At 39.6% G+C, this 25,215-nt stretch carries 16 protein-coding genes; 12 read left to right on the top strand and 4 right to left on the bottom strand.

What is annotated here, in order from left to right:
• Window positions 1-222 precede the first annotated feature (222 nt).
• The gene (locus P3L44_RS05215) at window positions 223-6,117 is read left to right on the top strand and encodes a TcdA/TcdB pore-forming domain-containing protein (protein ID WP_272662043.1); all 5,895 of its coding nucleotides are present in this window, start codon (window positions 223-225) and stop codon (window positions 6,115-6,117) included.
• 60 nt (window positions 6,118-6,177) lie between these two features.
• On the opposite strand, the gene P3L44_RS05220 is transcribed toward P3L44_RS05215, so the two are convergent.
• Together P3L44_RS05220 and P3L44_RS05225 are read right to left on the bottom strand one after the other, a co-directional pair.
• A complete protein-coding gene (locus tag P3L44_RS05220; protein ID WP_272662044.1) occupies window positions 6,178-9,336 on the bottom strand; it encodes an efflux RND transporter permease subunit in 3,159 nt (1,052 codons plus the stop codon).
• A gap of 15 nt (window positions 9,337-9,351) precedes the next feature.
• Window positions 9,352-10,539 carry an efflux RND transporter periplasmic adaptor subunit gene (locus tag P3L44_RS05225; protein WP_004260432.1) on the bottom strand — a complete coding sequence of 396 codons (1,188 nt, stop codon included), beginning with the start codon at window positions 10,537-10,539 and terminating at the stop codon, window positions 9,352-9,354.
• A 134-nt stretch (window positions 10,540-10,673) separates the two neighbouring features.
• Between P3L44_RS05225 and acrR the strand changes: the two genes are divergently transcribed.
• The 3 genes from acrR to mscK all read left to right on the top strand — a co-directional run bounded on the left by acrR (window position 10,674) and on the right by mscK (window position 15,176).
• Window positions 10,674-11,324 carry a multidrug efflux transporter transcriptional repressor AcrR gene (acrR, locus tag P3L44_RS05230; protein WP_094960963.1) on the top strand — a complete coding sequence of 217 codons (651 nt, stop codon included), beginning with the start codon at window positions 10,674-10,676 and terminating at the stop codon, window positions 11,322-11,324.
• A 12-nt stretch (window positions 11,325-11,336) separates the two neighbouring features.
• Window positions 11,337-11,690 carry a DsrE/DsrF/TusD sulfur relay family protein gene (locus P3L44_RS05235; protein WP_140171241.1) on the top strand — a complete coding sequence of 118 codons (354 nt, stop codon included), beginning with the start codon at window positions 11,337-11,339 and terminating at the stop codon, window positions 11,688-11,690.
• A gap of 108 nt (window positions 11,691-11,798) precedes the next feature.
• On the top strand, window positions 11,799-15,176 hold the full coding sequence (mscK, locus tag P3L44_RS05240; protein WP_140171239.1) for a mechanosensitive channel MscK: 3,378 nt from the start codon (window positions 11,799-11,801) through the stop codon (window positions 15,174-15,176).
• Between the two features lie 5 nt (window positions 15,177-15,181).
• On the opposite strand, the gene P3L44_RS05245 is transcribed toward mscK, so the two are convergent.
• Window positions 15,182-15,358, bottom strand: a complete 177-nt coding sequence (locus P3L44_RS05245; protein WP_140171237.1) for a DUF2496 domain-containing protein — start codon at window positions 15,356-15,358, stop codon at window positions 15,182-15,184.
• 18 nt (window positions 15,359-15,376) lie between these two features.
• Window positions 15,377-15,925, bottom strand: a complete 549-nt coding sequence (priC, locus tag P3L44_RS05250; RefSeq protein WP_272662045.1) for a primosomal replication protein — start codon at window positions 15,923-15,925, stop codon at window positions 15,377-15,379.
• Window positions 15,926-16,067: 142 nt separating this feature from the next.
• On the opposite strand from priC, the gene apt reads away from it, so the two are divergent.
• The 8 genes from apt (at window position 16,068) to wzz(fepE) (ending at window position 25,112) form a co-directional block, all read left to right on the top strand.
• The gene (gene apt / locus P3L44_RS05255; protein ID WP_036958374.1) at window positions 16,068-16,619 is read left to right on the top strand and encodes an adenine phosphoribosyltransferase; all 552 of its coding nucleotides are present in this window, start codon (window positions 16,068-16,070) and stop codon (window positions 16,617-16,619) included.
• Between the two features lie 112 nt (window positions 16,620-16,731).
• Window positions 16,732-18,675, top strand: a complete 1,944-nt coding sequence (gene dnaX, locus P3L44_RS05260; protein ID WP_140171236.1) for a DNA polymerase III subunit gamma/tau — start codon at window positions 16,732-16,734, stop codon at window positions 18,673-18,675.
• 48 nt (window positions 18,676-18,723) lie between these two features.
• Complete coding sequence (locus tag P3L44_RS05265; protein ID WP_004260403.1) at window positions 18,724-19,053, top strand: YbaB/EbfC family nucleoid-associated protein; 330 nt, start codon at window positions 18,724-18,726, stop codon at window positions 19,051-19,053.
• Complete coding sequence (gene recR, locus P3L44_RS05270) at window positions 19,053-19,652, top strand: recombination mediator RecR (RefSeq protein WP_004260396.1); 600 nt, start codon at window positions 19,053-19,055, stop codon at window positions 19,650-19,652. The genes P3L44_RS05265 and recR overlap by 1 nt, the downstream gene beginning before the upstream one ends.
• A gap of 362 nt (window positions 19,653-20,014) precedes the next feature.
• A complete protein-coding gene (gene htpG / locus P3L44_RS05275) occupies window positions 20,015-21,883 on the top strand; it encodes a molecular chaperone HtpG (RefSeq protein ID WP_272662069.1) in 1,869 nt (622 codons plus the stop codon).
• A 192-nt stretch (window positions 21,884-22,075) separates the two neighbouring features.
• Entirely contained in the window at window positions 22,076-22,720 is a 645-nt protein-coding gene (adk, locus tag P3L44_RS05280) for an adenylate kinase (protein ID WP_004913624.1), read from the top strand.
• 181 nt (window positions 22,721-22,901) lie between these two features.
• Window positions 22,902-23,867 (top strand): ferrochelatase, encoded by a 966-nt coding sequence (gene hemH / locus P3L44_RS05285; protein WP_272662046.1) that lies wholly within the window; start codon window positions 22,902-22,904, stop codon window positions 23,865-23,867.
• A 123-nt stretch (window positions 23,868-23,990) separates the two neighbouring features.
• A complete protein-coding gene (gene wzz(fepE), locus P3L44_RS05290) occupies window positions 23,991-25,112 on the top strand; it encodes an LPS O-antigen length regulator Wzz(fepE) (protein WP_140171230.1) in 1,122 nt (373 codons plus the stop codon).
• Window positions 25,113-25,215: the final 103 nt, after the last annotated feature.

Consider the following 25,215-nt stretch of genomic DNA (forward strand, 5'->3'; position numbering starts at 1 on the left):
ATTAAAAGTATAATGTATTTAGTCGTTTTTTATAATAATCAAAAATTAGTTTGGCTTAATAAAATATGATACGGTTAGCACTCAGGAAAAATCGGAAAAATGAAAAAATATAATGTAAGTAATTGTTATATTATGTTTTTGGCCGTTTGTGAATTTCATTTTCCTTGCTAATAAATTACTACTTGTTATGTTTTTAAGTTAAATATAAAGGGATTTAATAATATGTCTAGTGATAGCTATAGCTCTCTATTGAATCATACCATTTATGTAATGGATAAAGTAAAGTTTGATAAAAATATTATGATGCTGGTTGAGGCGATTAAATATGAATATCGTCATGAAGGAAAGTGGTCTCCAGATTTATTGAAAAAACATGATAAATTAAAGAAAGAAATAGAACAGAAATCTTATTTTGTATATAACAATGATGTTCCTATCGGTATTGAAAAACTCAGTAGTCAAGAAGAGCTGAAATTTATTGATAATATAAGGCATTTATCAACAGGAAATAATGATGTCGATATAAGAGTTCAAGGTAAAGAGGATATTGAATTATCTAACCTTGTTGATTCCGATTTATTAAGTTCACAAGCACTGCGTATTCTCCCTAAAAATTTAAAACAAAGGATAAAACTTCGTTCTAGTATAAATGCTAGGTTAACTATAAATATACATAAAAAATATATTAATCGGCTGGCAAAATCTTTGGTGAAGTTATTTCATGAGCCGTCACTTCAGTGTATAGAACAAGCCAAAATTATGGGGCCTAGAAAATTTGGTATACAAACGGATCAAGCTGTTATTTACTTATCTGAATCGGGGCTTGAGCATGCAAAGGAAATTACCCAGCGACTTAATACATTGATTCCTTCGGATGCATTTATTGAACATACACCAGTTGGTATGCAAAAAATGGATACTGGCATTTCTTATTCGGAAACACCAAAAGGTCAGTCAACAAGCCATGGGCAAGCGAGGTCACAGGTCATTGCTGACGCTATCACAGAAGCTTTATTAACAGACCGGCCAGTAAAACAAATCTTACCGAAAGTATTACAAAAAGTAGGCTACGATACAAATAATCCTAGTTTAGTTGCGCAAATACAGCGTGATGGTCATTTAAAAAATAGTCTTTTTGACAGTATGCTGCTTAAAAATCATAGAATAAGCCAAGATATTCAGCGATTTGTTACGGAGCCACTGTTACTCCCATGTATGTATATTATTGATAAATTTAATAATGATATATTATCAGTAAAAGCGGAAATATTTAACTTTGAGAATGAGTTTACTGCCATTGAGTGCGGAGTATTAGCTCAGTATATAACCTCGAGAGAAAATTCAGGTTTTATTTATGATGTTTTAGATTTTACTTATAAATTTAATTCAATCTTTAGAGATAGCGGTTATATTGAGAAACGTCTCGCACCACAAGATTTTTATTTATATTTAATGGATGATAATTCAGGGGGACGTTGTTACTCTTTAGTTAGGGCAATGGCTGTTGCATTAGCCTTAGAGGGCGGTGAGGGTGCAAATAAATTGCTTAATAAGATGTTTTTAGCTGGGGCATCACCAACGGAGCCGAATTCAACTTTGTTACAAGCTGCGTTAAAAGAACTTCATGTAAATATAGAGGCGGCACACGCATCAACTATAATTGGCCAATTCGAGTTAAATGAAATAAAAGAAATTCTGATTAATGCTGAACAAGGAAATATTTATGCGCTAAATAGCACAACACACTCAATGTTATTAGGTAAAGTCAAAAGTGGTAATGAAATTAATTATTATTTTTATGATCCAAACTTTGGTGTTTATGCTTTTAATGATTCTGATAAGTTATTTTTAACTTTAAATAAATTTTTATTTAAAAACAAGATGGCAGAGCAGTATGCGGTTTTAAATAGTAGTTTTGAATTGGTCTCTATTAATACGAGAAAAATGTCTGAAGTACAAATTGGTAGTGGTTTAACTGTTTCCGATTTGGTTTATTCAGATAATTTAATGGAATCTATTTCTCTACATAAGAAAATGGAGAGTATTCTAGAACATCAGTCTTTAATAGCAAAAGATAAGAAAATACAGACATCCTTAATTATTTTGGAGTCAGAGAAATGGGGGGAACGTCTTGAATACTCAATTAATGAAGTGTGCAAAAGTCATCAACTAGATGAAAAATGGTTACCTGTTTTTGAAAATGTTGAGAATTTGGAAGATGGCCGATATCGTATTCAATTTATACATCAAGGGATAGAGGAAAAGATATATTGGGCTGAAACGAAAGACACAACATTTATTGAGTTTAAAGAATATTTTCACAAGCAAATGGCTATGTTAAAGAGTCATTATTCTTTTAGTGATGGGGAGTTGCAATGTGAAAGAGATATTGAGGGTACAGAACATGTGGATGGCCTCAATATAGCGATGGGAATACAAGCAATCATTCAATGGTCGGAGAATAGAAATCGACAGTCAGTGGTTTCTTCTAGGCCAACATCTAATTTAGCAACAGCACTGCGTATTCATAGTTATATTAGCTATTCTATGATAGCCCATGGTGCTATCAATGATGCCGTGAAAACTGGAAAAATTGCATATTCATTATGGTGTGAAGGGAATGGAGTGGCAAAATCAGTAATGAATCGCTTTTCTTCGTCTCTAGTACGTACAGCGAATGAAGGGTTAGGGGTTATTTTCCAAGGAGCTATGGTTGGTTTCGATATTTATGAGTTAGCGAATGCACAAAATGAAACTCAGCGAGCTGTATTTGGTACTCAACTAGCTTTTGATTCATCATCATTAGGGTTAGGTATTGTAAGCACGGGAGCATCTCTACTTGGTGCGGAAACGGTGGCAGGTGTTGCAGGGCCATTAGCTGTACCACTTATGGGAATAGGTATTGGTATCACCGAACTGGTTAATATTAATGAAAGACACGCACAAAAAGCTGTTGCTGTAGGGGAAGAATTCGCGATTTATCAACGAGACTATCAAAATGCAGCGATAAGTTATGATGCAAAAAAAGACTTTTTGGTACCAACACCCAATATTGTCATCGAGAAATTAGATTTCAAAAATGGCTATTTTGACCTTGGTAGCCAATATATATATCGAGGTGTGAAAAAAAAGTGGTATATAGAGCATTGCTGGTTGAATGATTTTCAGTCGGGCCCGAGTGCAGAGATTGATAAATCATATGCAATTAATATTAGAGAAGCTGTTGGTGTTACTGAGCCAAGAGTAAACTTTAATGGGAGCCAAACTGGGGTGGTGATATTACCAGTTGTACCTAAATCGTTCATTCGTTACAGATATAGCTCTCTTTTTGGTGGAACTTCTCGAGGGGATAATGGTTTTTCTATTTTGAGAGGAATGGAAGAACGCTATCAATTCTATTTTGATTTTTTTTATTGTGGCCTAGAGTATGTTATCACCACTTTAGAGCATGAATATGAAAATACTACCATTCATGTCAATCTAGATAGCCAAAATAGACAATTAGCCGTTCCTAAAATGCCTATTCCATGGCAAGGGCATATTACGCACGCAGTCACTGGTAATGGCGGGGAATATCAAATTACAGTTAATTATGGCGCATCTCTTACGTTAATTGAGGGGGCTATGTATGGAAAACAATCTAGCTGGATAATTGATACGAGTTTAATAGAAAGTGATGGAAAAGAGCATGTTATTCAAATCATGGATGATCACATTAAAATTAGCGGCATTACTATCAATGTTGATACATCGGTGGCGGGTAATTCGATTTTATTTGTCAATGCTCAACATGAAGTATGTGAAATAGATTTTATTAATAAGACTGCAAAGATTATTAATGTAGATGGTAGTCAATGGATAAACAAAAGCCAGACAATTAAACAGCATCTTCATGATTTATCAATTAAAAATAAGCTTAACGGCCAGTATGTTGCCATCGATAATTATCAATATAACGGTTTAAACGTGGGACGTGCATTTTATGATGTTCAATATGATCGGGTCATTTTTACTCACTCAAAAAATAAAGAAAATCATTCGGCACAACTAATAAAAATTAATAGGGATACAGCCTATTTTTATTCATCAGTGGAATCAGTAATTTGGCAGGTTGATATAAATACAGGTTCTTTACTGACTCAACTTAAAGCGAATATGGTTTTAGGTCTAGATGCAGAAATTATTAAAGTCACATTGGTTGATGACCAACTGTATATAACACTAACAGAAAGAAGTACTGGCAGTACGGTTGAAAATACCTATAGGCTAATACAGAGTGATAAATTAGAGCTCGTGAGCGTTGTGAATAACAGGTTATTACTCGATAACTTACATGACACACAAACATTATTATCATTTGAACAACGTAAGCAATTTAGTAGCCATGACTACTTAGCCTGTCGATATATGAGTCCTGAATATCAAAAGACAATTACCATCAAACCCAGCATTGCGAACACGGTGATGATATCGGGCACTGATGAAAATGGTTTTTGGCATCATTACTGGCTACGCAATGAGAGTGGAACATTGGTTAAAGCCAATTTAGAAAGAAAAAATGTGAATGAACGGCTATTCTTGAATGAGTTTATTTCGATAAGTGAAGAAGATTTAAAATATATTGATTGTGAGCTCGCAAAAAATACGCCATTAGAAAAAGTTTGGCGAGAGAGGTTTGCTCTATCTATTAGCGATGGTAAAGAGGCGATATCTCAATTAAAGCGTTATAGAATTAAACCTACACTTGCAAAAATATTTGCAACAAGCCTGGGACGTTATAATCCGAGGTATGATTTATGGTATTGGTTTCCTCCTAAGGACTTGGAATTATTAGGAAGTTTATTAAATGAAAATGGAAAGGAAGTCTTTTTCTTTTATAGCCGAAAAGAAGACTCCATTTTTTATCAGAAAGGGTTAGGGCAAGATAATATTAATCCAAATAAGCCAAGTGCCGCCTTTCGTTTAAATTTGAGTGGAATAGAAAATATCACGCACTGGCAAGGGGAGCTCCTTGTTATCCAAAAAGAAGGCTTTGTTAGGCAGCTGGGTGCGAATGGTAGTACACAATTAGTTGCCCTCAATAAAGACTGGTTTGCGAGAGAGCCTTTGAAGTGGGAGCGTTTTGCTCAATTTTCCAATGAAAAGGACCCCATTGCATTGTTTGGATTAAAAGATACTAATGGGGAACGCATATTACCAGCATGGTATTTTAACGAGATGGTTGTTGTTGCGCCTTCATTTTCGTTAGAAAGTGAGTTACAAATTATCGATTTTGATCACGATAAACAATATGGCGTTATTTTTGATTCAAAATCAAAGAAGCTATATCGAATAAACGCGATTGGAGAGATGAAGTTTAACAATATTTTCGATAGTCAGGGTGTTCTTCGATTTCCCAATAAATTACCTAAGCATGTTGATTTATACCCTGAGCTTACTTTTAAGTCAGTGCAAAAAATAGCGGGTGGCTTAATGCTGTTAACAGAAGAAAATGCAATTATTTATCATCCAACATCATCTCATGAACAATTAGGCTTATCATTAATTATTAAAGGAACACCGGAGGATGATGTCGTTATTCCTGCAGCATTAGGCGATGTTTCTGTTTTAATTCTTAATGGTGGTGAGGGCTCCGATACTTATCAGTTTAAAAAAGTAGATTGGCAGCGTTATCAAACGATTATTATTGATAATTATTCGGTAGACCGAATTGTTGATTTGCTTATCCTACCCATAAAAAACCAATTGAAGGAGATTTTTATTAATCGCCAAGGAGATGACTTGGTTATTACAGATTCAATAAATAATACATCTCTTTATATCCGTGGAATTTATGGTTTACAGGCTCACTCTTATCGTCATCTACAACTTAGAATTGATGGAACAGATCAACACATTGATGTGAGTTTATTAGCTGAACAAGCTTTGGCGAGTCACGGTTTAATGTCTTTATCAATGCATTTCAGAAGCTATTTTAATATCAATGATAAGATAGCTTTATTAGGGGAGTTGTTGAATCGAATAGATTTTACTCAGGAAGACTTTGAAATTCAAACTGCACCCAAAGAGCAGGATAAACCTCATTTCGCCATGTTATCTACAACAAGTCAGTATTAAATTAATATATAAAAAAAGAGCCACAACATAAGTGGCTCTTTTCGATTTATCGATCAGCAATTATTGTGCTGTTGGTGGATGACTGTGTTCAATATCTTCTGATTTCTTCGAGAAACGGCGACGGATCACCACGAAGAATACAGGAACGAAGAAGATAGCCAATGAGGTTGCGGCAAACATTCCCCCAAGAACACCAGTACCTACTGAGTTCTGGGATGCAGAACCTGCACCGTTACTAAACACCAGTGGGATAACACCTAACATAAATGCTAAAGATGTCATCAGAATTGGTCGTAAACGCATTTTAACTGCATTCAGTGTTGCTTCGACTAACCCTTTACCTTCTTTTTCCATCAAGTCTTTGGCGAATTCAACAATCAAGATTGCGTTTTTCGCCGAGAGCCCAATGGTTGTTAAGAGACCCACTTTAAAGTAAACGTCGTTGTCTAGACCACGAACACTGGTAAACAGTAACGCACCAATAATACCTAATGGAACGACTAACATAACTGAGAATGGAACTGACCAGCTTTCATAGAGAGCCGCCAAACACAGGAAGACCACTATCAAGGAGATTGCGTACAGAGCAGGGGCTTGGTTACCTGCTAAGCGTTCTTGATATGACATACCTGTCCACTCGTAACCAATTCCTTCAGGCAGGTTTTCAGTGGTGAGTTTTTCCATTAACAGCATCGCATCACCAGTACTTTTCCCTGGAGCTGCCTGACCTTGAATGTTCATCGCAGGGACACCGTTATAACGCTCTAAACGCGGTGAACCATACTTCCAAGGATCTTTGGATTCGTCCATAAAGGCAGAGAACGGAACCATTTTACCTTGGTTATTGCGAACATACAGGTTACTGATGTCAGAAGGTAACATACGGCTTTCTGCGTCACCTTGTACGTAAACTTTCTTCACACGACCACGGTCGATAAAGTCATTCACGTAGCTTCCACCAAACATAGAACTCAATGTTGCGTTGATATCACTGATAGCGACACCTTGAGCCTGTGCTTTTTGTTGGTCAATATAAATACGGTATTGCGAGGTATCATCCTGACCATTTGGGCGAACACCTTGAAGCATTTCTGGGTGCTGAGCAGCTAATCCAAGTAACTGGTTGCGGGCTTGCATCAGTTTATCATGCCCCAAGTTACCTTTATCGACTAACTCAAAGTCAAACCCGTCTGCGGTACCTAACTCAACAATCGCTGGTAGGTTAAAGGCGTAAATCAGTGCCTCTTGTTTTTGTGACAGTGCGATATTCGCACGGTGTACAATCGCATCAACGTGGTTTTCATCGCCTTTACGTTCGCTCCAATTTTTCAGAACGACGAAAGCGAGACCCATGTTTTGACCTTGACCTGCGAAGCTAAAGCCCCCAACGGTAAAGACCGACTCAACGTTTTTGGCTTCTTCGGTATGGTAGTAGTTATTCACTTCATCCAATACCGCTTGGGTTTGTTCTTGCGTTGATCCCGGTGGTAATTGGATCATTGACAAGAATACCCCTTGGTCTTCCGCTGGTAAGAAAGAGGACGGTAAGCGGACGAACATGAACGCCATACCAACCACTAACAGCAGGTAAATCACTAAATAACGGCCCGTGCCGTTAAGCATACGGCTTACACTGTCGGTGTAGTGGTGTGCTTGTTTTTCAAATGTGCGGTTAAACCATCCAAAGAATCCTTTTTGGCTACCATGGCTGCCTTTTTCAATTGGCTTCAACATGGTGGCACACAGTGCTGGCGTTAAGATCATCGCAACCAGTACTGATAAGATCATGGAGGATACAATGGTAATTGAGAACTGACGGTAAATTGCCCCTGTAGAACCTCCAAAGAAGGCCATAGGAATAAATACCGCAGACAGCACCATTGCAATACCGACTAACGCACCTTGGATTTGACCCATTGATTTTTTGGTCGCTTCTTTTGGTGACAAGCCTTCTTCTTGCATAACACGCTCAACGTTCTCAACAACGACGATGGCGTCATCGACGAGAAGCCCGATGGCGAGTACCATCGCGAACATGGTCAAGGTGTTTATGGAATAACCAAATGCCGACAAAATAGCAAAGGTACCTAACAATACGACAGGTACTGCAATCGTTGGTATCAGTGTTGCACGGATGTTTTGTAGGAACAAATACATAACGACAACAACCAGCATGATTGCTTCTACTAACGTTTTAACCACTTCGTTAATTGAAATTTTAACGAATGGGGTCGTATCGTATGGATAAACAATCTCTAATCCTTGAGGGAAGAAAGGCTTCATTTCCTCAAGCGCAGCGCGGACGTTATTAGACGTATCTAAAGCGTTAGCTCCGGTTGCCAGTTTAATACCGATACCTGCTGCTGGCTTACCATTAAAGCGGGCAATCGTACTATAGTTTTCAGCACCTAATTGGACATCAGCAACATCTTTAATACGCACTTGTGAACCATCCTGGTTTACACGTAATAGAATATTGCTAAATTCTTCAGGGCTATTTAAACGTGTCTGCGCAATGATAGAAACGTTTAAACGCTGGTTTGCTACAGACGGTGAACCACCGAGTTGCCCTGCTGCGACTTGGTTATTTTGTACCTTGATCGCATTAATGACATCTGTTGTGGTCATGTTGTACTTAACGAGTTGCTCTGGTTTTAACCAAATACGCATTGCATATTGGGTACCGAACAGTTGAGTTTCACCTACACCGTTAACTCGGCTAAGTGGGTCTTTAATATTTGACCCTACGTAGTCGGCAATATCGTATTGCCCCATTGAGCCATCGCTAGAAACGAAACCCGCAACCATTAAGAATGAACTAGTTGATTTATCGACACTAATACCTTGCTGCTGAACTTCTTGTGGCAACAATGGCATCGCCAGTTGCAATTTGTTTTGCACCTGTACTTGCGCGATATCACCATCAGTTCCTGCTTCAAATGTTAGCGTAATGCTAGCAGAACCTGATGAATCACTGCTCGATGACATATATACCAAGTTATCGATACCGTTCATGTTCTGTTCGATAACCTGCGTTACTGTATTTTGTACCGTCTCAGCATCCGCTCCCGGATAGTTAGCTGAAATAGAAACAGCCGGTGGCGCGATGGTCGGGTACTGCGAAACAGGTAACTGGATAATTGCCAACAGACCAGCAAGCATGGTGATAATTGCAATTACCCACGCAAAAATTGGTCTTTCTATAAAAAACTTAGGCATTAATCAGCCGCTCCCTTATTTAGACTTTTCTTCAGGTTTTGCCTGATTGTCTATGGATTGCGTTTCTAAGTTTGCTTCCTTAGGATTCACAACAATTCCTGGTTTGATTTTTTGTAAGCCGATGACAATGACACGATCACCTGCTTGTAGACCTTCAGTTACCAGCCATTTGTTGCCAACTGCTTGTCCTGCTTTAACTTTTCTGACTTCAACTTTATTCTCTGCGCCAACAACCATGACTTGAGAAGTTCCTTGAGCCGTACGAGTCAAGCCTTGTTGTGGAACTAGAATCGCCTTTTCAATAACACCGTCTTCTAATACAGCACGAACAAACATACCCGGAAGTAACTCTTTGTTCGGGTTAGGGAACATGGCTCTCATGGTGATAGACCCTGTTGTTTCATCAACAGTGACATCAGAGAATTCCAGAACACCCTTTTGTGCGTATTCTTGACCGTTGTTGTTGATCAAACTGACAGGTGCTTTCCCTGATTCTCGCTGTACAGCGCCTTTCGCTATCTCATTTTTGAGACGTAAAAAATCGTCACTCGATTGTGTTACGTCAACATAGATAGGATCAAGTTGCTGAACACGCATTAATTCAGTGGCTTGTCCTGTGGATACTAAAGCCCCTTCAGTCACGTTCGATTTACCGGTACGGCCGCTGATCGGTGCAGTTACTTTGGTATAATTCAGGTTGATACGTGCCGTTTCAACCGCAGCTTCAGCCGCTTTGACGGCAGCAAGTGCTTGTGCATAGGTTGAGGTCGCTTCGTCGTATTCCTGACGACTAATGTAATTAGTACCTAACAATGGTTTATAACGCTTCACCGTTAATGCAGCCAGATTCGCATTGGCTTGTGCTTTTGCAAGTTCCGCTTTTGCGCTGTCATAGGTTGCTTGGAATGGTGCTGGGTCAATTTGGTATAAAGATGTCCCTGCTTCTACGTCGCTACCTTCTTTATAGTTGCGTTTCAATATGATGCCACTAACCTGAGGGCGAACCTCGGCAACACGAAATGCGGATGTACGGCCTGGTAACTCGGTTTTGAGAGTCAGAGGTTCGGCTTTAAGCGTAACAATTCCTACTTCAGGCGCCGGGCGTTCTCCGCCACCTTGTTGTTCATCGTTACAACCAGATAAAGCCAAGCCACCTGAAAGAACTAACAGAGCCAGAGGTAACACCCCTCTGTTTTTTCGCATAAGTTAACCTCAATTAATCAATATGAGTTCAAAACAAAAATAAGAAAAATGGTAAACAATATGATTTATCACTATGCTATAGTACAAACATACACGAATGTATGTAAATCAGCTTTCGATAGAAACGGGTCACAATGGCACGAAAAACTAAACAACAGGCTGAAGAAACCCGTCAGGAAATATTAGATGCTGCCATCAAAACATTCTCTGAACGAGGAGTTTCTGCCACATCATTAGCCGATATTGCAAAAGCAGCGGGGGTTACCCGAGGTGCAATATATTGGCATTTCAAAAACAAAGTTGATCTTTTTTATCAAGCTTGTGAATTTGGTGATAACCAAATAGTACAAGCTGAAGAATATTATCGTTCTAAATATACCAATGATCCACTTTCAATACTAAGAGAATTATTAGTTTATATTTTGACTGATTTTATTGAAAGCCCTAAAAACCGCGCGTTGATGGAAATTTTCTTTTTGAAGTGTGAATTAGTTGGCGAAATGGCAGAGTTAGTTGATTTTAAACGCGCTAATTATGTCGCAAGTCAATGTCGAATAGTTGATAACTTGACTGCCTGTATTGATGCAGGTCAACTTCCTGCTGATCTTGATGTGGAATGTGCTGCGATTATGATCCGTTCATTAATGTCTGGTTTGTTAGAAAACTGGCTACTCCAATCAGAAAATTTTAATACTAATCAACATACAATTACATTGGTTGATACACTATTAGAAACACTAAAATGTAATACCGCAATCCGGTTAAAACCCATTCAAACTGAATAAGTGGAGTACAATATGACCTCTATTTTGATTATTGCTAATGGCGCACCTTACGGCAGTGAAATATTGTTCAACTCATTGCGATTAGCGATAACGTTAAAAGAGCAAGAGCCGCAGTTAGATTTAAAAATATTTCTGATGTCAGATGCTGTGACCGCAGGTTTGGCAGCTCAAAAGCCGAAAGAAGGCTATAATCTTCAACAAATGTTAGAGATTTTAACGGCACAAAATGTCCCCATTAAATTATGTAAAACTTGTACAGATGCCCGAGGTGTAAGTGAGTTAACCCTTGCTGATGGTGTTGAGGTAGGCACGTTAGTCGAGCTTGCAAGCTGGACATTAACGGCAGATAAAGTATTAACTTTCTAACATTTTACGTAAAATGTGTTTAATTAGGTGAAAGTAAGTGTTGGTAGGCGACTATCGGCACTTTGGTTTAATTAAACAATATTATTATTTGTATAAAGGAATGCCATTATGATGAAACAACAATGGAAGTGGCGGCAGTTAGTATCAATAACACTGTTTTTTTTCATCATATCTTTTTCCAGTTCAATTACGGCATTAACATCAAATAACTTACCTGATAAGAATGAAATAAAAAATGCGCTCAACGCATTGAATAAAAAAAGTTCACTCAGTGAGGAAGATAAACTTGCTCTCGCTGATCTGGAAAAAACCTCAGATTTTTATAACGAGCTGGATAAACTCGAACAGCGAACGGCTGAACTGCAAAAAAAACTGAATAGCGCGAGTGAAGAATCGAAACAAGCAGCACAAGGTTTGTTGCAAATAAAAAATGAAAATGAGCAACGCACCGAAAATTTCCTACGAAAAATACAAGATAGTTCTCTTTCACAACTAGAAGCATTACAAGCCTCTTATTTAGAAAATCTGCAAACAGAACAAAATGACCTTGCAACCTATAGTAGCCAATTAATTGGCTTACAGACACAGCCTGAAAGGGCACAAGCGATGATGTTGGAAAATGCGAGGCGCTTACAAGAAATTCGCAATGAGCTAAATAGTTCATTGAATGAATCTGTGAATTTAAGACCTACTCAAATTACCATGCTGCAAGTTGAACAGTATTTATTGCAGCAACAAAATGAATATCAAAAACGTATTCTACAGGCTAACACTCAATTACAAGATGTGCTGCAAAAACAACGTGATTATACCGCAGCATATATTGAGCAATTGGAACACCATATTCAGCAAGTACAAAATGCGATTAGCCATCGCCGACTAAATGACTCCCAATCAACGGTACGCGAGGCGCTGAGTACTTCTGAAACCGATATTGAAGCGCAACAGAATCCCATTATTCAAAAAGAAATTGCGATTAATAATGCGCTCAGTGACCGTTTAATCGCAGTGACCGAAAATAGCAATAAACTGGTGCAAAATGGTATTCGAGTTAAAACATGGCTTGAAAGAGCGACGCAGTCCGAACGAAATTTAAAAGAGCAAATTAATGTATTACGCGGTAGCTTATTGCTCTCACGAATTTTATTTCAACAACAAATTGACTTGCCGCCAGACATTTTAACGAAAAATTTACCCACAACGATTGCTGATTTGCGGCTTGAGCAATTTGATATTAACCAACAGCGTGATGAGCTTTATCAACCTAATGATTATATTACTAAGTTGGAACAGCAATTTGAGGTAAAAACAGGGGATGAGCTGGCAAATAGCGCATTATTATCCGCTGAGGATAAATCTACGTTATTGAAACTATTGGAAGTACGTCGTGGGTTATTAGATGAACTCAACCAGCAGCTTGGCGGGCAAATTTCCCAAGCAATCAACTTGCAACTTGATCAAAACCAATTATTGAGTGTAGTGGGGTCTCTTGAAAATACCTTGGCGCAGCAAATATTTTGGGTGAATAGTAATAAACCGATGGATTTGGAATGGGTTAAAGGTTTTCCTGAAGCTGCGGCAGCACAGATTCATAATTTTGATTTTAGTTTATCGAATCGTAGTATTAAGCGTGGAGTGACGGCTTCATTATTGGTCGTTGTTCCACTGGTTTTAGTCGCATTACTGTTTATTTGGTTTAATCGCAAAATTAGTAACCGACTGCAGGATATTGACCAACGGCTTTCCAGCTTACGTAATGACAGTGTATTAAGTACCCCGTTGGCACTGTTGTTAACATTAATGCAAACATTACCTATTTCACTGTTTTTACTGGCATTTGGCTATTGGTTTTTGAAAACAGGGAATGTGCAAGGGCCATTCTTTTGGCAATTTTGCCAACAATTGGCGATATTTTGGGCATTATTTGAGCTGACTTTCCGAGTATTAAAACCACAAGGTATTGCACAAAAACACTTTGGTATCGAAAAAGAAAAAATATCCCAGACTCGACGCAGGATGATCAGGCTATCTATTCCTCTATTGCCACTCATTTTCTTTTCTACTTATGGTGTTAGCAACCCACTGAAAGTGTCTGAGGACGTGATTGGCCAGTTGATCGTGCTGGTTTCTCTTATTCTACTGTGCATCTTTACTATTCCATTTTGCAAACAAGTTTGGCAAGAGAAAGGGAGTCACTTAACGCGCAGTATCGTTGTGACATTGTTGACATTTTCGCCATTAATTTTAGTGGGCTTAATGATGGCGGGGTATTATTACACCACATTGCGCTTGGCAAACCGTTGGATCGACAGTTTATACCTATTACTCCTATGGTATATCACTTATAGCGCGTGTTTGAGAGGCTTAACACTGGTTGCTCGTAAATTAGCATATCAACGTGCCATAGAACGCCGTGCGATGTCGAAGCAAGAAGATACTGAAAACGAGCCAATTAAAGAGCCACCAATGACTATTGAGCTGATTAGCCAGCAATCATTACGTCTCACAACGATGGTGTTGTTTATTATCTTTGCGTTAGCGTTTTATGCAATTTGGTCTGACTTCATCACCATTTTCTCTTTCTTAGATAGCGTGAACTTATGGAGCTATACCGCCACATCGGCAGAAGGGGGAAATATCTTACAATTCGTAACCTTAGCGAATTTAATTTTAGCTCTTGTGATTATCATTGTGTCTTGGGTGATGACGCGAAATCTCCCTGGGTTACTGGAAGTATTGGTGTTATCACGGTTAAAACTCCGTCAGGGCTCTACTTATGCGATCACGACAATATTAACTTATATTATCGTGGGGATTGGCGCGATTGCCTCATTAGGTATGATTGGCGTGACATGGAACAAATTGCAATGGTTAGCCGCTGCTTTAACCGTCGGGTTAGGGTTTGGCTTACAGGAAATTTTTGCCAACTTTGTTTCAGGGATCATTTTACTGTTTGAGCGGCCGATCCGTATTGGCGACACCGTCACTATTGGGACCTATTCAGGAACAGTTAGTAAAATTCGCATTCGTGCGACAACCATCGTTGATTTTGATCGCAAAGAAGTGATCATTCCTAATAAGGCTTTTGTGACTGAACGGTTGATCAACTGGTCGCTATCGGACACCGTCACACGTATCACCATAGCGATCGGTGTGGCATATGGCTCTGATCTTGATAAAGTGAAACGCGTTTTATTGTCTGCGGCAACCAATAATAGCAAGGTAATGACTGAACCTGCTCCTAATGTCTATTTCACCAGTTTTGGTGCAAGCACGTTAGATCACGAATTACGTTTTTATGTACGGCAGATTGGTGACCGTGGCGTAACCAGCGATGAAGTGAACCGTGCGATAGACAAACTATGTCGAGAAAATGATATTGATATTGCATTCAATCAGTTAGAAGTGCATTTACACAATAGTAAAGGTGATGAAGTGCAAGAAGTGAAGCGAACACCTAAAGATAGTGATGATAAAACGCACTAAACTCATTAAGTTTCTTTGGTGCAGGCAGTTTTTGCTGCTTGCACTTGTTTTGCAATATAATCATTTTTCACGATTTCAAGTGCTTTGAGAACTACATCGGTGTCTATCTCAGACGTCTCTAATAAGTAGATTAAATCAACAGCAAGTTGGATTTCTTGTGGAGCATCCTTGAGTGAACTCATACTGATTCCTTCTAAGATTTAATCAAAATATTGATTTTCTTGATGTTCAATGGCTTTTTCAATACGCAAAAGTGCTTGGCGGCAACGGTACAAACGGCCTGCGAGTACAGCGAGTTCTTTTTGGCACTGGTGCTGCGAACGGTGGTCGGTTAGCTCACTTAAATGAAGTTCTTTTTCACTCACCATGGCCTGCAAGCGTCGTTCATAGTCTTGGTGTTGTGATAAACGTTCATATAAATCAACTTGTTCCTTTTTCTTAGTAAAATTTGATTCTTTTTCGCGTAAAGCTTGTGTAGAGATCTCTCGTGAAATTGCCTGCATTTGATGGACGATTTTTTCAGTAAGAAAATTAACTTGCTCAGTGTGGTTTAACGTTACGCTATGGCACAATTGCTGGTACAACGTCTGTAATTCATTTTGGCAATCCCCTAAACGGCTTGATTTGCGGCTAAACAATTGCATATCGAAACGTGAATGTGAAAACTCAAGGTCTTTTATGGGCTCCACTCGTGTTTTCAATTCATCAATTTGCTTTTTTAACGCATCCAAAAGAGCGGGAATTTTCATTTTTTGTTCTCATTAAATGTGAAAAATAGCGGAAAATTGATATTCAGCAACAAAACTGATGCCAAATTGACGGCTTCTTATTGCATTTTTATGGTACTTTACATAGATTCTACACTTTCGTGTTTACTACATGGCTTTTATTATGACCGCTAAAGAGCAACAACTGCAATTGATTAAAGAAAGTATCGCATCTATCCAAGATTATCCAATCGAAGGTGTGATCTTTCGTGACATTACGACTTTATTAAATAACCCTGCTGCATACCAAGCAACGATTGATATGTTAGTGGAACATTATCAAAATAAAGGCGTCACTAAAATTGTAGGAACTGAAGCGCGTGGTTTTCTATTCGGCGCTCCAGTTGCATTACGTTTAGGCGTAGGTTTTGTCCCTGTACGTAAAAAAGGGAAATTACCACGTGAAGTATTGAGTATGACTTACGACCTTGAATATGGCACGGATACACTTGAAATCCATAAAGATAGTATCAGCCCTGAAGATAATGTCTTAGTGGTTGATGACTTACTTGCCACAGGTGGTACAGTGGAAGCGACAGTTAAAATGATCAAACAACTCGGTGCTAATGTTGTTGATGCCGCATTTATCATCTGTTTACCTGACCTTGGCGGCGTTGAGCGCCTGCAAAAAGAAGGTGTTTCTTCTTATAGCCTTGTTGAATTCCCAGGCCACTAATCTTTATTTTTCCTCTATTTTTATCACAGTCTCGCTGTATAGGTTGAGGCTGTGGTAGCATGGTACTATGATTATATATATTCACGTACCATGTTAAATGACAGTGGAATCCATGAGCTATCAGGTACTTGCCCGTAAGTGGCGCCCCCAAAAATTTTCAGACGTTGTTGGCCAACAGCACGTTTTGACTGCACTCGCTAATGGGCTAACGCATCAGCGGCTTCATCACGCCTATCTTTTCTCCGGTACACGTGGTGTAGGAAAAACGACGATTGCTCGCCTATTTGCCAAAGGCCTTAATTGCGAAACAGGGATCACTGCATCACCTTGTGGTAAATGTGCCAACTGCCTTGAAATAGAGCAAGGGCGATTTGTTGACTTAATTGAAATTGACGCGGCTTCCCGAACTAAAGTCGAAGATACTCGTGAATTATTAGACAACGTCCAATACGCGCCGGCACGTGGGCGCTTCAAAGTTTATTTAATTGACGAAGTACACATGTTGTCTCGTCATAGTTTCAATGCGTTATTAAAAACCCTTGAAGAACCGCCTGAACATGTGAAGTTTTTGTTAGCGACGACGGACCCGCAAAAACTCCCCGTGACCATTTTGTCTCGCTGTTTGCAATTCCACCTAAAAGCATTAGATGTCACACAAATCAGTGAACAGCTTGAACTTATTCTGAATGCAGAAAATATTGAACATGACCAACGAGCTCGCCAGCTCATTGCAAGAGCGGCGGATGGCAGTTTACGTGATGCATTAAGCTTAACTGATCAAGCCATTGCGATGGGGCAAGGGAAAGTAACGGCTGATATAGTTAGCCAAATGCTAGGAACCCTTGATGATGAACAGCCATTAGCGATTATTGAAGCGTTAGTACGTGCCGATAGCATGGCGGTGATGGAACAGGTAGAGCAAGCTGCTAGTCGCGGTGCGGATTGGGAAAACTTGCTGGTGGAAGTTTTGTCGCAATTACACCGTATCGCGATGATCCAACTGCTTCCTGCTGAACAAGAAACAGACCCATCATCGATAGAAGGGCGGCTACGGCAGGTCGCAAGGGTAATTTCTCCTGCAGATCTCCAACTGTTTTACCAAACGTTATTAGTTGGAAGAAAAGAACTCCCTTATGCTCCTGAGCGGCGTATGGGGGTTGAAATGGCATTGTTACGTGCATTAGCTTTTCATCCGAAAAATGTGATTGCTGAAATTGAAGCTCCACCAAAAGTTATTACGCAGGCGGCTGTTCAATCGGCATCGCCTGCTGCACCAAATATGGTGCAAAGGGTGCCTCCTGTTCAAGCACGAGCAGAAAATCTGCCAGACAATAGCCCAACATTACAGTTATTGAAGGCTAGGCAGGCGCTACAATCTCCACAAAGTGAGGATCCTAGCCCAAAAAAGGCTAAACCGGTGATGCCTGAAAGGGCTAAGCCGGCGGCATCAGCACTGGAAAGGCTGGCCGCCGTGACCAGCAAACATCAACAAAATGTGGTAAATAAAGCGGCTCAGGCAGCAAAACCACAAAAATCAAAGCAGTACCAATGGAAGCCTCAAAATGAAGAGGCGATGGCACCAAAAGAGGCAATAACAACGCCAAGTGAAATCAAAGAGGCGTTGGAATATGAAAAAACGCCTGAATTAGCCGCTAAAATTATTGAGGAAGGGCGAATTCGTGATAGCTGGTCTGGGAAAATCGCAAAATTAAATATTCCCAAACTGGTTGAACAATTAGCTTTGAATTCATATATAGAAGAATTAAGTGAGTCGCAAATTGTTTTACATTTGCGCTCGGCTCAGAAGCACCTCGATAAACCATCGGCACATAAAGCATTGGAAGAAGCTCTGAGCGAACTATATGGTCGTACTGTTGAACTGAAAATCGTTCATGATGATAATAGCGAGGTGAAAACCCCGCTAGAATGGCGACAGGCGATTTATGAAGAAAAACTGGCACAAGCGCGCCAGTCTATTATTGCGGATAAAACGATTCAAAAACTGCGCTCAATGTTTGATGCGCAATTAGATGAAGAGAGTATTCGCCCCGTTTAACGCTACAGTCTCATTGTTAAGCTGTAGCCTCAGTTGTGAGAGATAACTATGTTTGGTAAAGGTGGATTGGGTAACCTGATGAAACAGGCCCAGCAAATGCAAGATAAAATGCAAAAAGTTCAGGAAGAAATCGCTCAACTAGAAGCTACAGGCGAATCTGGTGCTGGCTTAGTTAAAGTGACGATTAACGGCTCACACAACTGCCGCCGTGTTGAAATTGACCCTAGCTTACTCGAAGACGACAAAGAAATGTTAGAAGACTTGATTGCTGCGGCATTTAATGATGCTGCTCGTCGTATCGAAGAAACGCAGAAAGAAAAAATGGCAAGTGTTTCCAGTGGTATGCAATTACCACCAGGCTTTAAGATGCCATTCTAATGCAAACAAGTCCGCTTCTTGAATCTTTGATGGAAGCTCTGCGCTGTCTCCCAGGGGTTGGCCCCAAGTCAGCGCAGCGAATGGCTTTTCATCTTTTACAGCGTGACCGCAGTGGGGGAATGCGTTTAGCGCAATCGCTCACTCGTGCCATGTCTGAAATAGGTCACTGCCGTGATTGCAGAACATTTACAGAACAAGAGGTCTGTAATATCTGCGATAACCCTCGCCGCCAACAAAATGGTTTGATTTGTATTGTTGAAAGCCCAGCAGATATCTATGCAATAGAACAAACCGGGCAATTTTCCGGGCGTTATTTTGTGCTGATGGGGCATTTGTCACCACTTGATGGTATTGGCCCAATGGATATCGGTCTTGATAGACTAGAAGAGCGTTTGGCATCAGAGACTATCAATGAAGTGATTTTAGCAACCAACCCAACGGTTGAAGGTGAAGCGACAGCAAACTATATTGGCCAAATGTGCGCGCAATATGGGGTGGCTGCGAGCCGAATTGCACACGGGGTGCCTGTGGGGGGGGAGTTGGAAATGGTTGATGGAACCACACTTTCTCACTCGTTGGCGGGGCGCCAACGGCTCTAAAGTCCTCGTCATTCTTTGCGCCGTAGCGTTGTTGTCTTCATGCATCAACCCTAGTCACATACTTGTGTATGCTCCCAGGGATTAATGCATTCGACGCCTAGCTACGGCACAAATTATTTAGAGGATGATGGTGAGGTGCTGTTTTTAAAATTTAAAGGCAAACCCCTCAAAGCAAAACCCTTAATTCAAAAATATCCTTCAAGCAAAAGCATCGTAGTCTTCGGTCATTTCCTTTCACTCATATTAATTTAGCTTCTAATTTGTGGTTAGTGGTTGAATTCTATTTTTTTGCCCCCAACTAATCTGCATCGATAAGTCAAACCTATCCAATTAGATTGATGAAATAGAGGCGATTAATGAGTATGAAAGGACAGGAAACTCGTGGTTTCCAATCAGAAGTTAAACAACTCCTCCAATTAATGATCCACTCTCTTTATTCAAATAAAGAGATTTTCTTACGTGAATTGATCTCCAACGCATCAGATGCGGCGGATAAACTGCGTTTTCGTGCATTATCTAAACCAGAACTGTATGAAAACGATGGTGACCTGCGCGTGCGTATTAGTGCCGATAAAGAAAAAGGTACATTGACCATCAGTGATAACGGTATCGGTATGAGCCGTGAAGAGGTGATTGAAAACCTCGGCACTATCGCGAAGTCAGGCACAAAAGCATTCTTAGAGTCATTAGGTAGTGACCAAGTCAAAGATAGCCAAATGATTGGTCAATTTGGTGTGGGCTTCTATTCTGCATTTATTGTGGCTGATAAAGTGACTGTACGTAGCCGCGCAGCTGGTGCCCCTGTCGATGAAGGTGTGTTCTGGGAATCTGCTGGTGAAGGTGAATACACCATCGCTGATATTGAAAAAGCGGAACGCGGCACTGAAATCACTTTGCATTTGCGCGATGATGAAAAGGAATATCTGGATAACTGGCGCTTACGTTCAGTGATTAGCAAATATTCTGACCATATTGCTTTACCAGTTGAAATCGAAGAAAAAAATGAAGAAGACGGTACGGTAACTTGGGAAAAAATTAACCAAGCGAAAGCATTGTGGACTCGTAGCAAATCTGAAATTTCAGACGAAGAATACGCTGAATTCTATAAACATATTTCCCATGACTACGCAGACCCACTAACATGGTCACATAACCGTGTAGAAGGTAAGCAAGAGTATACGAGCTTGCTGTATGTGCCGTCTAAAGCGCCATTTGACCTATGGAATCGTGACCAACAGCACGGCTTGAAACTCTATGTTCAACGCGTATTTATTATGGATGACGCAGAACAGTTTATGCCTAATTACCTGCGTTTTATTCGTGGGGTGTTGGATTCCAATGATTTACCACTGAACGTGTCTCGTGAAATACTGCAAGACAGCGCATTAACTCGTAGTTTACGCAGCGCATTAACGAAACGTGTTCTGCAAATGCTTGAGAAACTGGCTAAATCTGACACAGAAAAATACCAAACCTTCTGGCAACAATTTGGCTTGGTGATGAAAGAAGGCCCTGCGGAAGATATGGCAAATAGTGAAACTATTGCTAAACTTCTGCGTTTTGCAACAACTCATACCGATAGCAGCGTACAGAACGTATCTTTAGAAGATTATGTAAGCCGCATGGTTGAAGGCCAAGATAAAATTTATTACATCACTGCAGATAGCTATGCGGCGGCGAAAGGCAGCCCACACCTTGAGCTATTCCGTAAAAAAGGTATTGAAGTCCTACTGTTATCTGACCGTATTGACGAATGGATGATGAACTATCTGTCTGAATTCGACGGTAAACAGTTCCAATCCGTGAGTAAAGCAGACGAGTCATTAGATAAGCTAGCGGATGAAAACAAAGCGGAGCAAGAGGAAGCGGATAAGCAATTAGAGCCATTTGTTGAACGCGTTAAATCATTCCTTGGTGAGCGTGTTAAAGAAGTTAAACTCACACATCGCTTAACGGATACGCCTGCCATTGTTACGACAGATGCGGATGAAATGAGCACACAAATGGCAAAACTGTTTGCAGCAGCAGGGCAAGCCGCGCCAGAAGTAAAATATAACTTCGAATTGAACCCAACACATCCATTGGTGAAAAAAGCCGCAGAAGTGTCAGATGAATCTGTGTTTGCTGATTGGGTAGATGTATTGTTGGATCAAGCATTATTAGCAGAACGTGGTACATTGGAAGATCCAAACCTATTTATTCGTAAAATCAATGAATTACTTCTAAAGTAATTTAATTTGATATTTTCGATATTGAGCATAAACCGCGCTTTTGCTTGTGCTTTAGCGTGGTTTTTTTCTTTTGCGAAAAAAGATAAATGCGAAATCGTTTACGTGTGTTCTTGAGTAAAGCCGTATGCTAATGGTATGGTAGCTTGTTTTCTTTTCAAATTATAAAAATCTAAATAGCAAGGGGTTTACGCAATGCGTATCATTCTGCTTGGCGCTCCAGGCGCTGGTAAGGGCACTCAAGCTCAATTTATTATGGAAAAGTTTGGGATCCCTCAAATTTCAACAGGTGACATGTTACGTGCCGCTGTTAAATCAGGGAGCGAACTCGGCTTACAAGCTAAAGAGCTGATGGATAACGGTAAATTAGTTACTGATGAATTAGTTATCGCATTAGTTAAAGAGCGTATCAAACAAGATGACTGCCGCAATGGCTTCTTGTTGGATGGGTTCCCTCGTACAATCCCACAAGCGGATGCGATGAAAGAAGCGGGTATCACGGTTGATAATGTACTGGAGTTTGATGTACCAGACGAAATCATTGTTGAGCGTATTATTGGCCGTCGTGTACATGCACCATCAGGCCGTGTTTATCACATCAACTTTAACCCACCAAAGGTTGAAGGCAAAGACGATGTAACAGGTGAAGAACTAACCATCCGTAAAGATGACCAAGAAGACACCGTGCGTAAGCGTCTGGTTGAATATCATGCATTAACTGCACCTTTAATTGCGTATTACCAAAATGAAGCTAAACAAGGGAACACCAAGTACTTCAAATTAGATGGTACACGTAAAGTGTCTGAAGTTAGTGAAGAACTGGCGAAAATTTTAGGTTAATATTTGTACTAACTATGCTTTGTGTTGCAGTAATTGTAACTGCAATTCGAATTATTTTAAGTATAAGGTATTATATGGAGGCAGCGATGATCGCTGCCTTTCTTTTTTATACCACTTGGTGACAAAAATCGTTAATTAACTGTGCTAAAGTTGGGAATAATTATCAATTAGGAGTTGTTTCATGTCAGAAAAAAAATACGGCATTTTGTTAGCAAACTTAGGAACCCCTGATGCCCCAACAACCTCAGCAGTGAAACGCTATTTAGCTGAATTTCTTAGTGATAAACGCGTTATTGATGTACCGCGCTTGATTTGGAAGCCGATTTTACATGGGGCGATTTTGCCTCTTCGCTCTTCTAAAGTGGCGAAGTTATATAAGTCTATTTGGTTAGAAGGTGGTTCACCATTACTGGTTTATTCTTTGCGTCAAAAACAAAAGTTAGCAGAGTTATTGCCTAATATTGCTGTAGAGATAGGCATGAGCTATGGTTCGCCTTCAATTAAAAGTGCGGTAGATAGTTTGCTAGACCAAGGTGTTACCGACTTAGTGGTTCTTCCACTGTATCCACAGTATTCCTGCACGACAACTGCAGCGGTTTATGATGCATTAACCCGAGCGTTTGAAAGTAGACGTACCATTCCAAGCGTGCAATTCATTCGTAGCTATGCGACACATCCTGCTTATATTCAAGCTTTAGTGGCCTCGATAGAAGCAAGCTTTGCCCTGCATGGTGAACCCGATAGGCTAATATTGTCGTTCCATGGCATTCCACAGCGTTATTGCGATACAGGTGATATTTACCAGCAAGAGTGCGAAAAAACGGCAGAGGCACTCCGTGAGGCGTTGAATTACCCAAGCGATAAAGTCATGCTCACCTATCAGTCACGTTTTGGACGTGAGCCTTGGTTGATGCCTTACATGGATAAAACTATGCATGAATTACCCTCCCAAGGCGTAAAATCCGTTCAGGTCATTTGTCCAGGGTTTTCAGTTGATTGCCTAGAAACATTAGAAGAAATTAGCGAGCAAAATAAAGAGTTTTTTATGAGTAGTGGTGGTAACAAATATAATTATATACCGGCATTAAATGATAATCCGAATAGCATTCATATGATTAATTCATTAATTCAAGATGTTCTAAAGTAATCAATTCAGTAAATTAATGCAGAAAAGTTTGCTTATCGATATATCAATAAGCTGATTATAGTCTATAATCACTTATCTGAAATTATAAATGATTGAATAAATGTTATGTCTTTTGGAATTAATATGAGCAATAAGCAGCAGCCACCACAAGGTAATATAGAGCAGAAGTCACCTTCTGCTCATCAATTTCAAATACAGCAAAACGATGAAATTGATTTAATGGCCTTGTTTTCCATTTTGTTAAAACATAAATTTTTGATTCTTATATTTACGGTTGTTTGTATTGTGGTGAGTGTTGGTGTTGTAAAACTATTACCTCAAAAATGGAGCAGTACTGCTATTGTCATTCCTCCTGCATCTGAAGAGCTCAAAGAAGTTAACGCATTTAAAGCTCAACTGGATGTATTAGATATTCCGATTGATTTAAGTGCTCAACGTATTTTTAATGCATTTGTTGACCAGTATCGTTCGAAAGTTAATCAAGAAAGTTATATAAGAAGTACTGATTATTACCATAATCTGGCAGAGAAAATTGACCCAAAAGATGATGTTATCGCTCAGCAAAGGCTAGTAAATTCAATCATTTCGAATGATATTAAAATTCAAGATCTGTCAAAAGAAAAAAATAGTACTTCAAATGATATTGTTTTAAGCTTCACTGCTCCGTTGCCAACTGAAGCCCAAGATTTACTTGAAGGCTATATTCGTTATAGTGCATCGAAAGTAAGGCAACAGCTAAAAGTTGAAATCGATAATATGATTTCAGAGAAACTTATTTATGCCAGTGAGTCACTAAAACGTGAAGTCAGCAAAATTCAAACTGAATACGATGTTAAGGTTGAAAGGCTTAAACGAGCTGTTGATATTGCAAAAGCCGCTGGAATTGAAAAACCGATCGCCAGCGAATCTGTTGCTATCAATGATGACCCTGATTACCCTATTGCGTTAGGGACTGAAGCTTTAGAGAAAAAATTACTGATTGAAACTCAAAATCGTGATTTGGCATTGATGAGCGAAAATTTACAGAACCGTAAAATTTACCTTGATAATTTACAAGAAGTAACCGCTAAAGAATTAGATTTTACACCCGTTAAGTTTATTTTAACGCCAGACTTACCGTTGCATAAAGATTCACCAAAATCATCGTTAATTGTTGCATTAAGCGCAATACTCGGTTTAATTTTGAGCTGTGCATTTGTGTTAAGTCGGGAGCTTTATCGCGATTATAAATATCAAAATCAATAAAATAACTTCCAAATGACAAACAATGGGGCCAGTGCCTTCTTTGCAGGTGCTGGCTTTATTTTATCGTGCTAGAATAGGGTGATGTTCCATTGTTAATCTTCTA

Origin of the sequence: Providencia sp. PROV175, assembly GCF_032707045.1 — a bacterium.
Lineage (GTDB): Bacteria > Pseudomonadota > Gammaproteobacteria > Enterobacterales > Enterobacteriaceae > Providencia > Providencia hangzhouensis.

Coding starts and splice junctions, on each gene's coding strand:
- P3L44_RS05220 (WP_272662044.1), bottom strand. CDS start 9,336: ATGCCTAAGTTTTTTATAGAAAGACCAATTTTTGCGTGGGTAATTGCA.
- P3L44_RS05215 (WP_272662043.1), top strand. CDS start 223: ATGTCTAGTGATAGCTATAGCTCTCTATTGAATCATACCATTTATGTA.
- P3L44_RS05225 (WP_004260432.1), bottom strand. CDS start 10,539: ATGCGAAAAAACAGAGGGGTGTTACCTCTGGCTCTGTTAGTTCTTTCA.
- hemH (WP_272662046.1), top strand. CDS start 22,902: ATGTCAGAAAAAAAATACGGCATTTTGTTAGCAAACTTAGGAACCCCT.
- dnaX (WP_140171236.1), top strand. CDS start 16,732: ATGAGCTATCAGGTACTTGCCCGTAAGTGGCGCCCCCAAAAATTTTCA.
- mscK (WP_140171239.1), top strand. CDS start 11,799: ATGATGAAACAACAATGGAAGTGGCGGCAGTTAGTATCAATAACACTG.
- apt (WP_036958374.1), top strand. CDS start 16,068: ATGACCGCTAAAGAGCAACAACTGCAATTGATTAAAGAAAGTATCGCA.
- P3L44_RS05235 (WP_140171241.1), top strand. CDS start 11,337: ATGACCTCTATTTTGATTATTGCTAATGGCGCACCTTACGGCAGTGAA.
- adk (WP_004913624.1), top strand. CDS start 22,076: ATGCGTATCATTCTGCTTGGCGCTCCAGGCGCTGGTAAGGGCACTCAA.
- priC (WP_272662045.1), bottom strand. CDS start 15,925: ATGAAAATTCCCGCTCTTTTGGATGCGTTAAAAAAGCAAATTGATGAA.
- P3L44_RS05265 (WP_004260403.1), top strand. CDS start 18,724: ATGTTTGGTAAAGGTGGATTGGGTAACCTGATGAAACAGGCCCAGCAA.
- recR (WP_004260396.1), top strand. CDS start 19,053: ATGCAAACAAGTCCGCTTCTTGAATCTTTGATGGAAGCTCTGCGCTGT.
- P3L44_RS05245 (WP_140171237.1), bottom strand. CDS start 15,358: ATGAGTTCACTCAAGGATGCTCCACAAGAAATCCAACTTGCTGTTGAT.
- htpG (WP_272662069.1), top strand. CDS start 20,015: ATGAAAGGACAGGAAACTCGTGGTTTCCAATCAGAAGTTAAACAACTC.
- acrR (WP_094960963.1), top strand. CDS start 10,674: ATGGCACGAAAAACTAAACAACAGGCTGAAGAAACCCGTCAGGAAATA.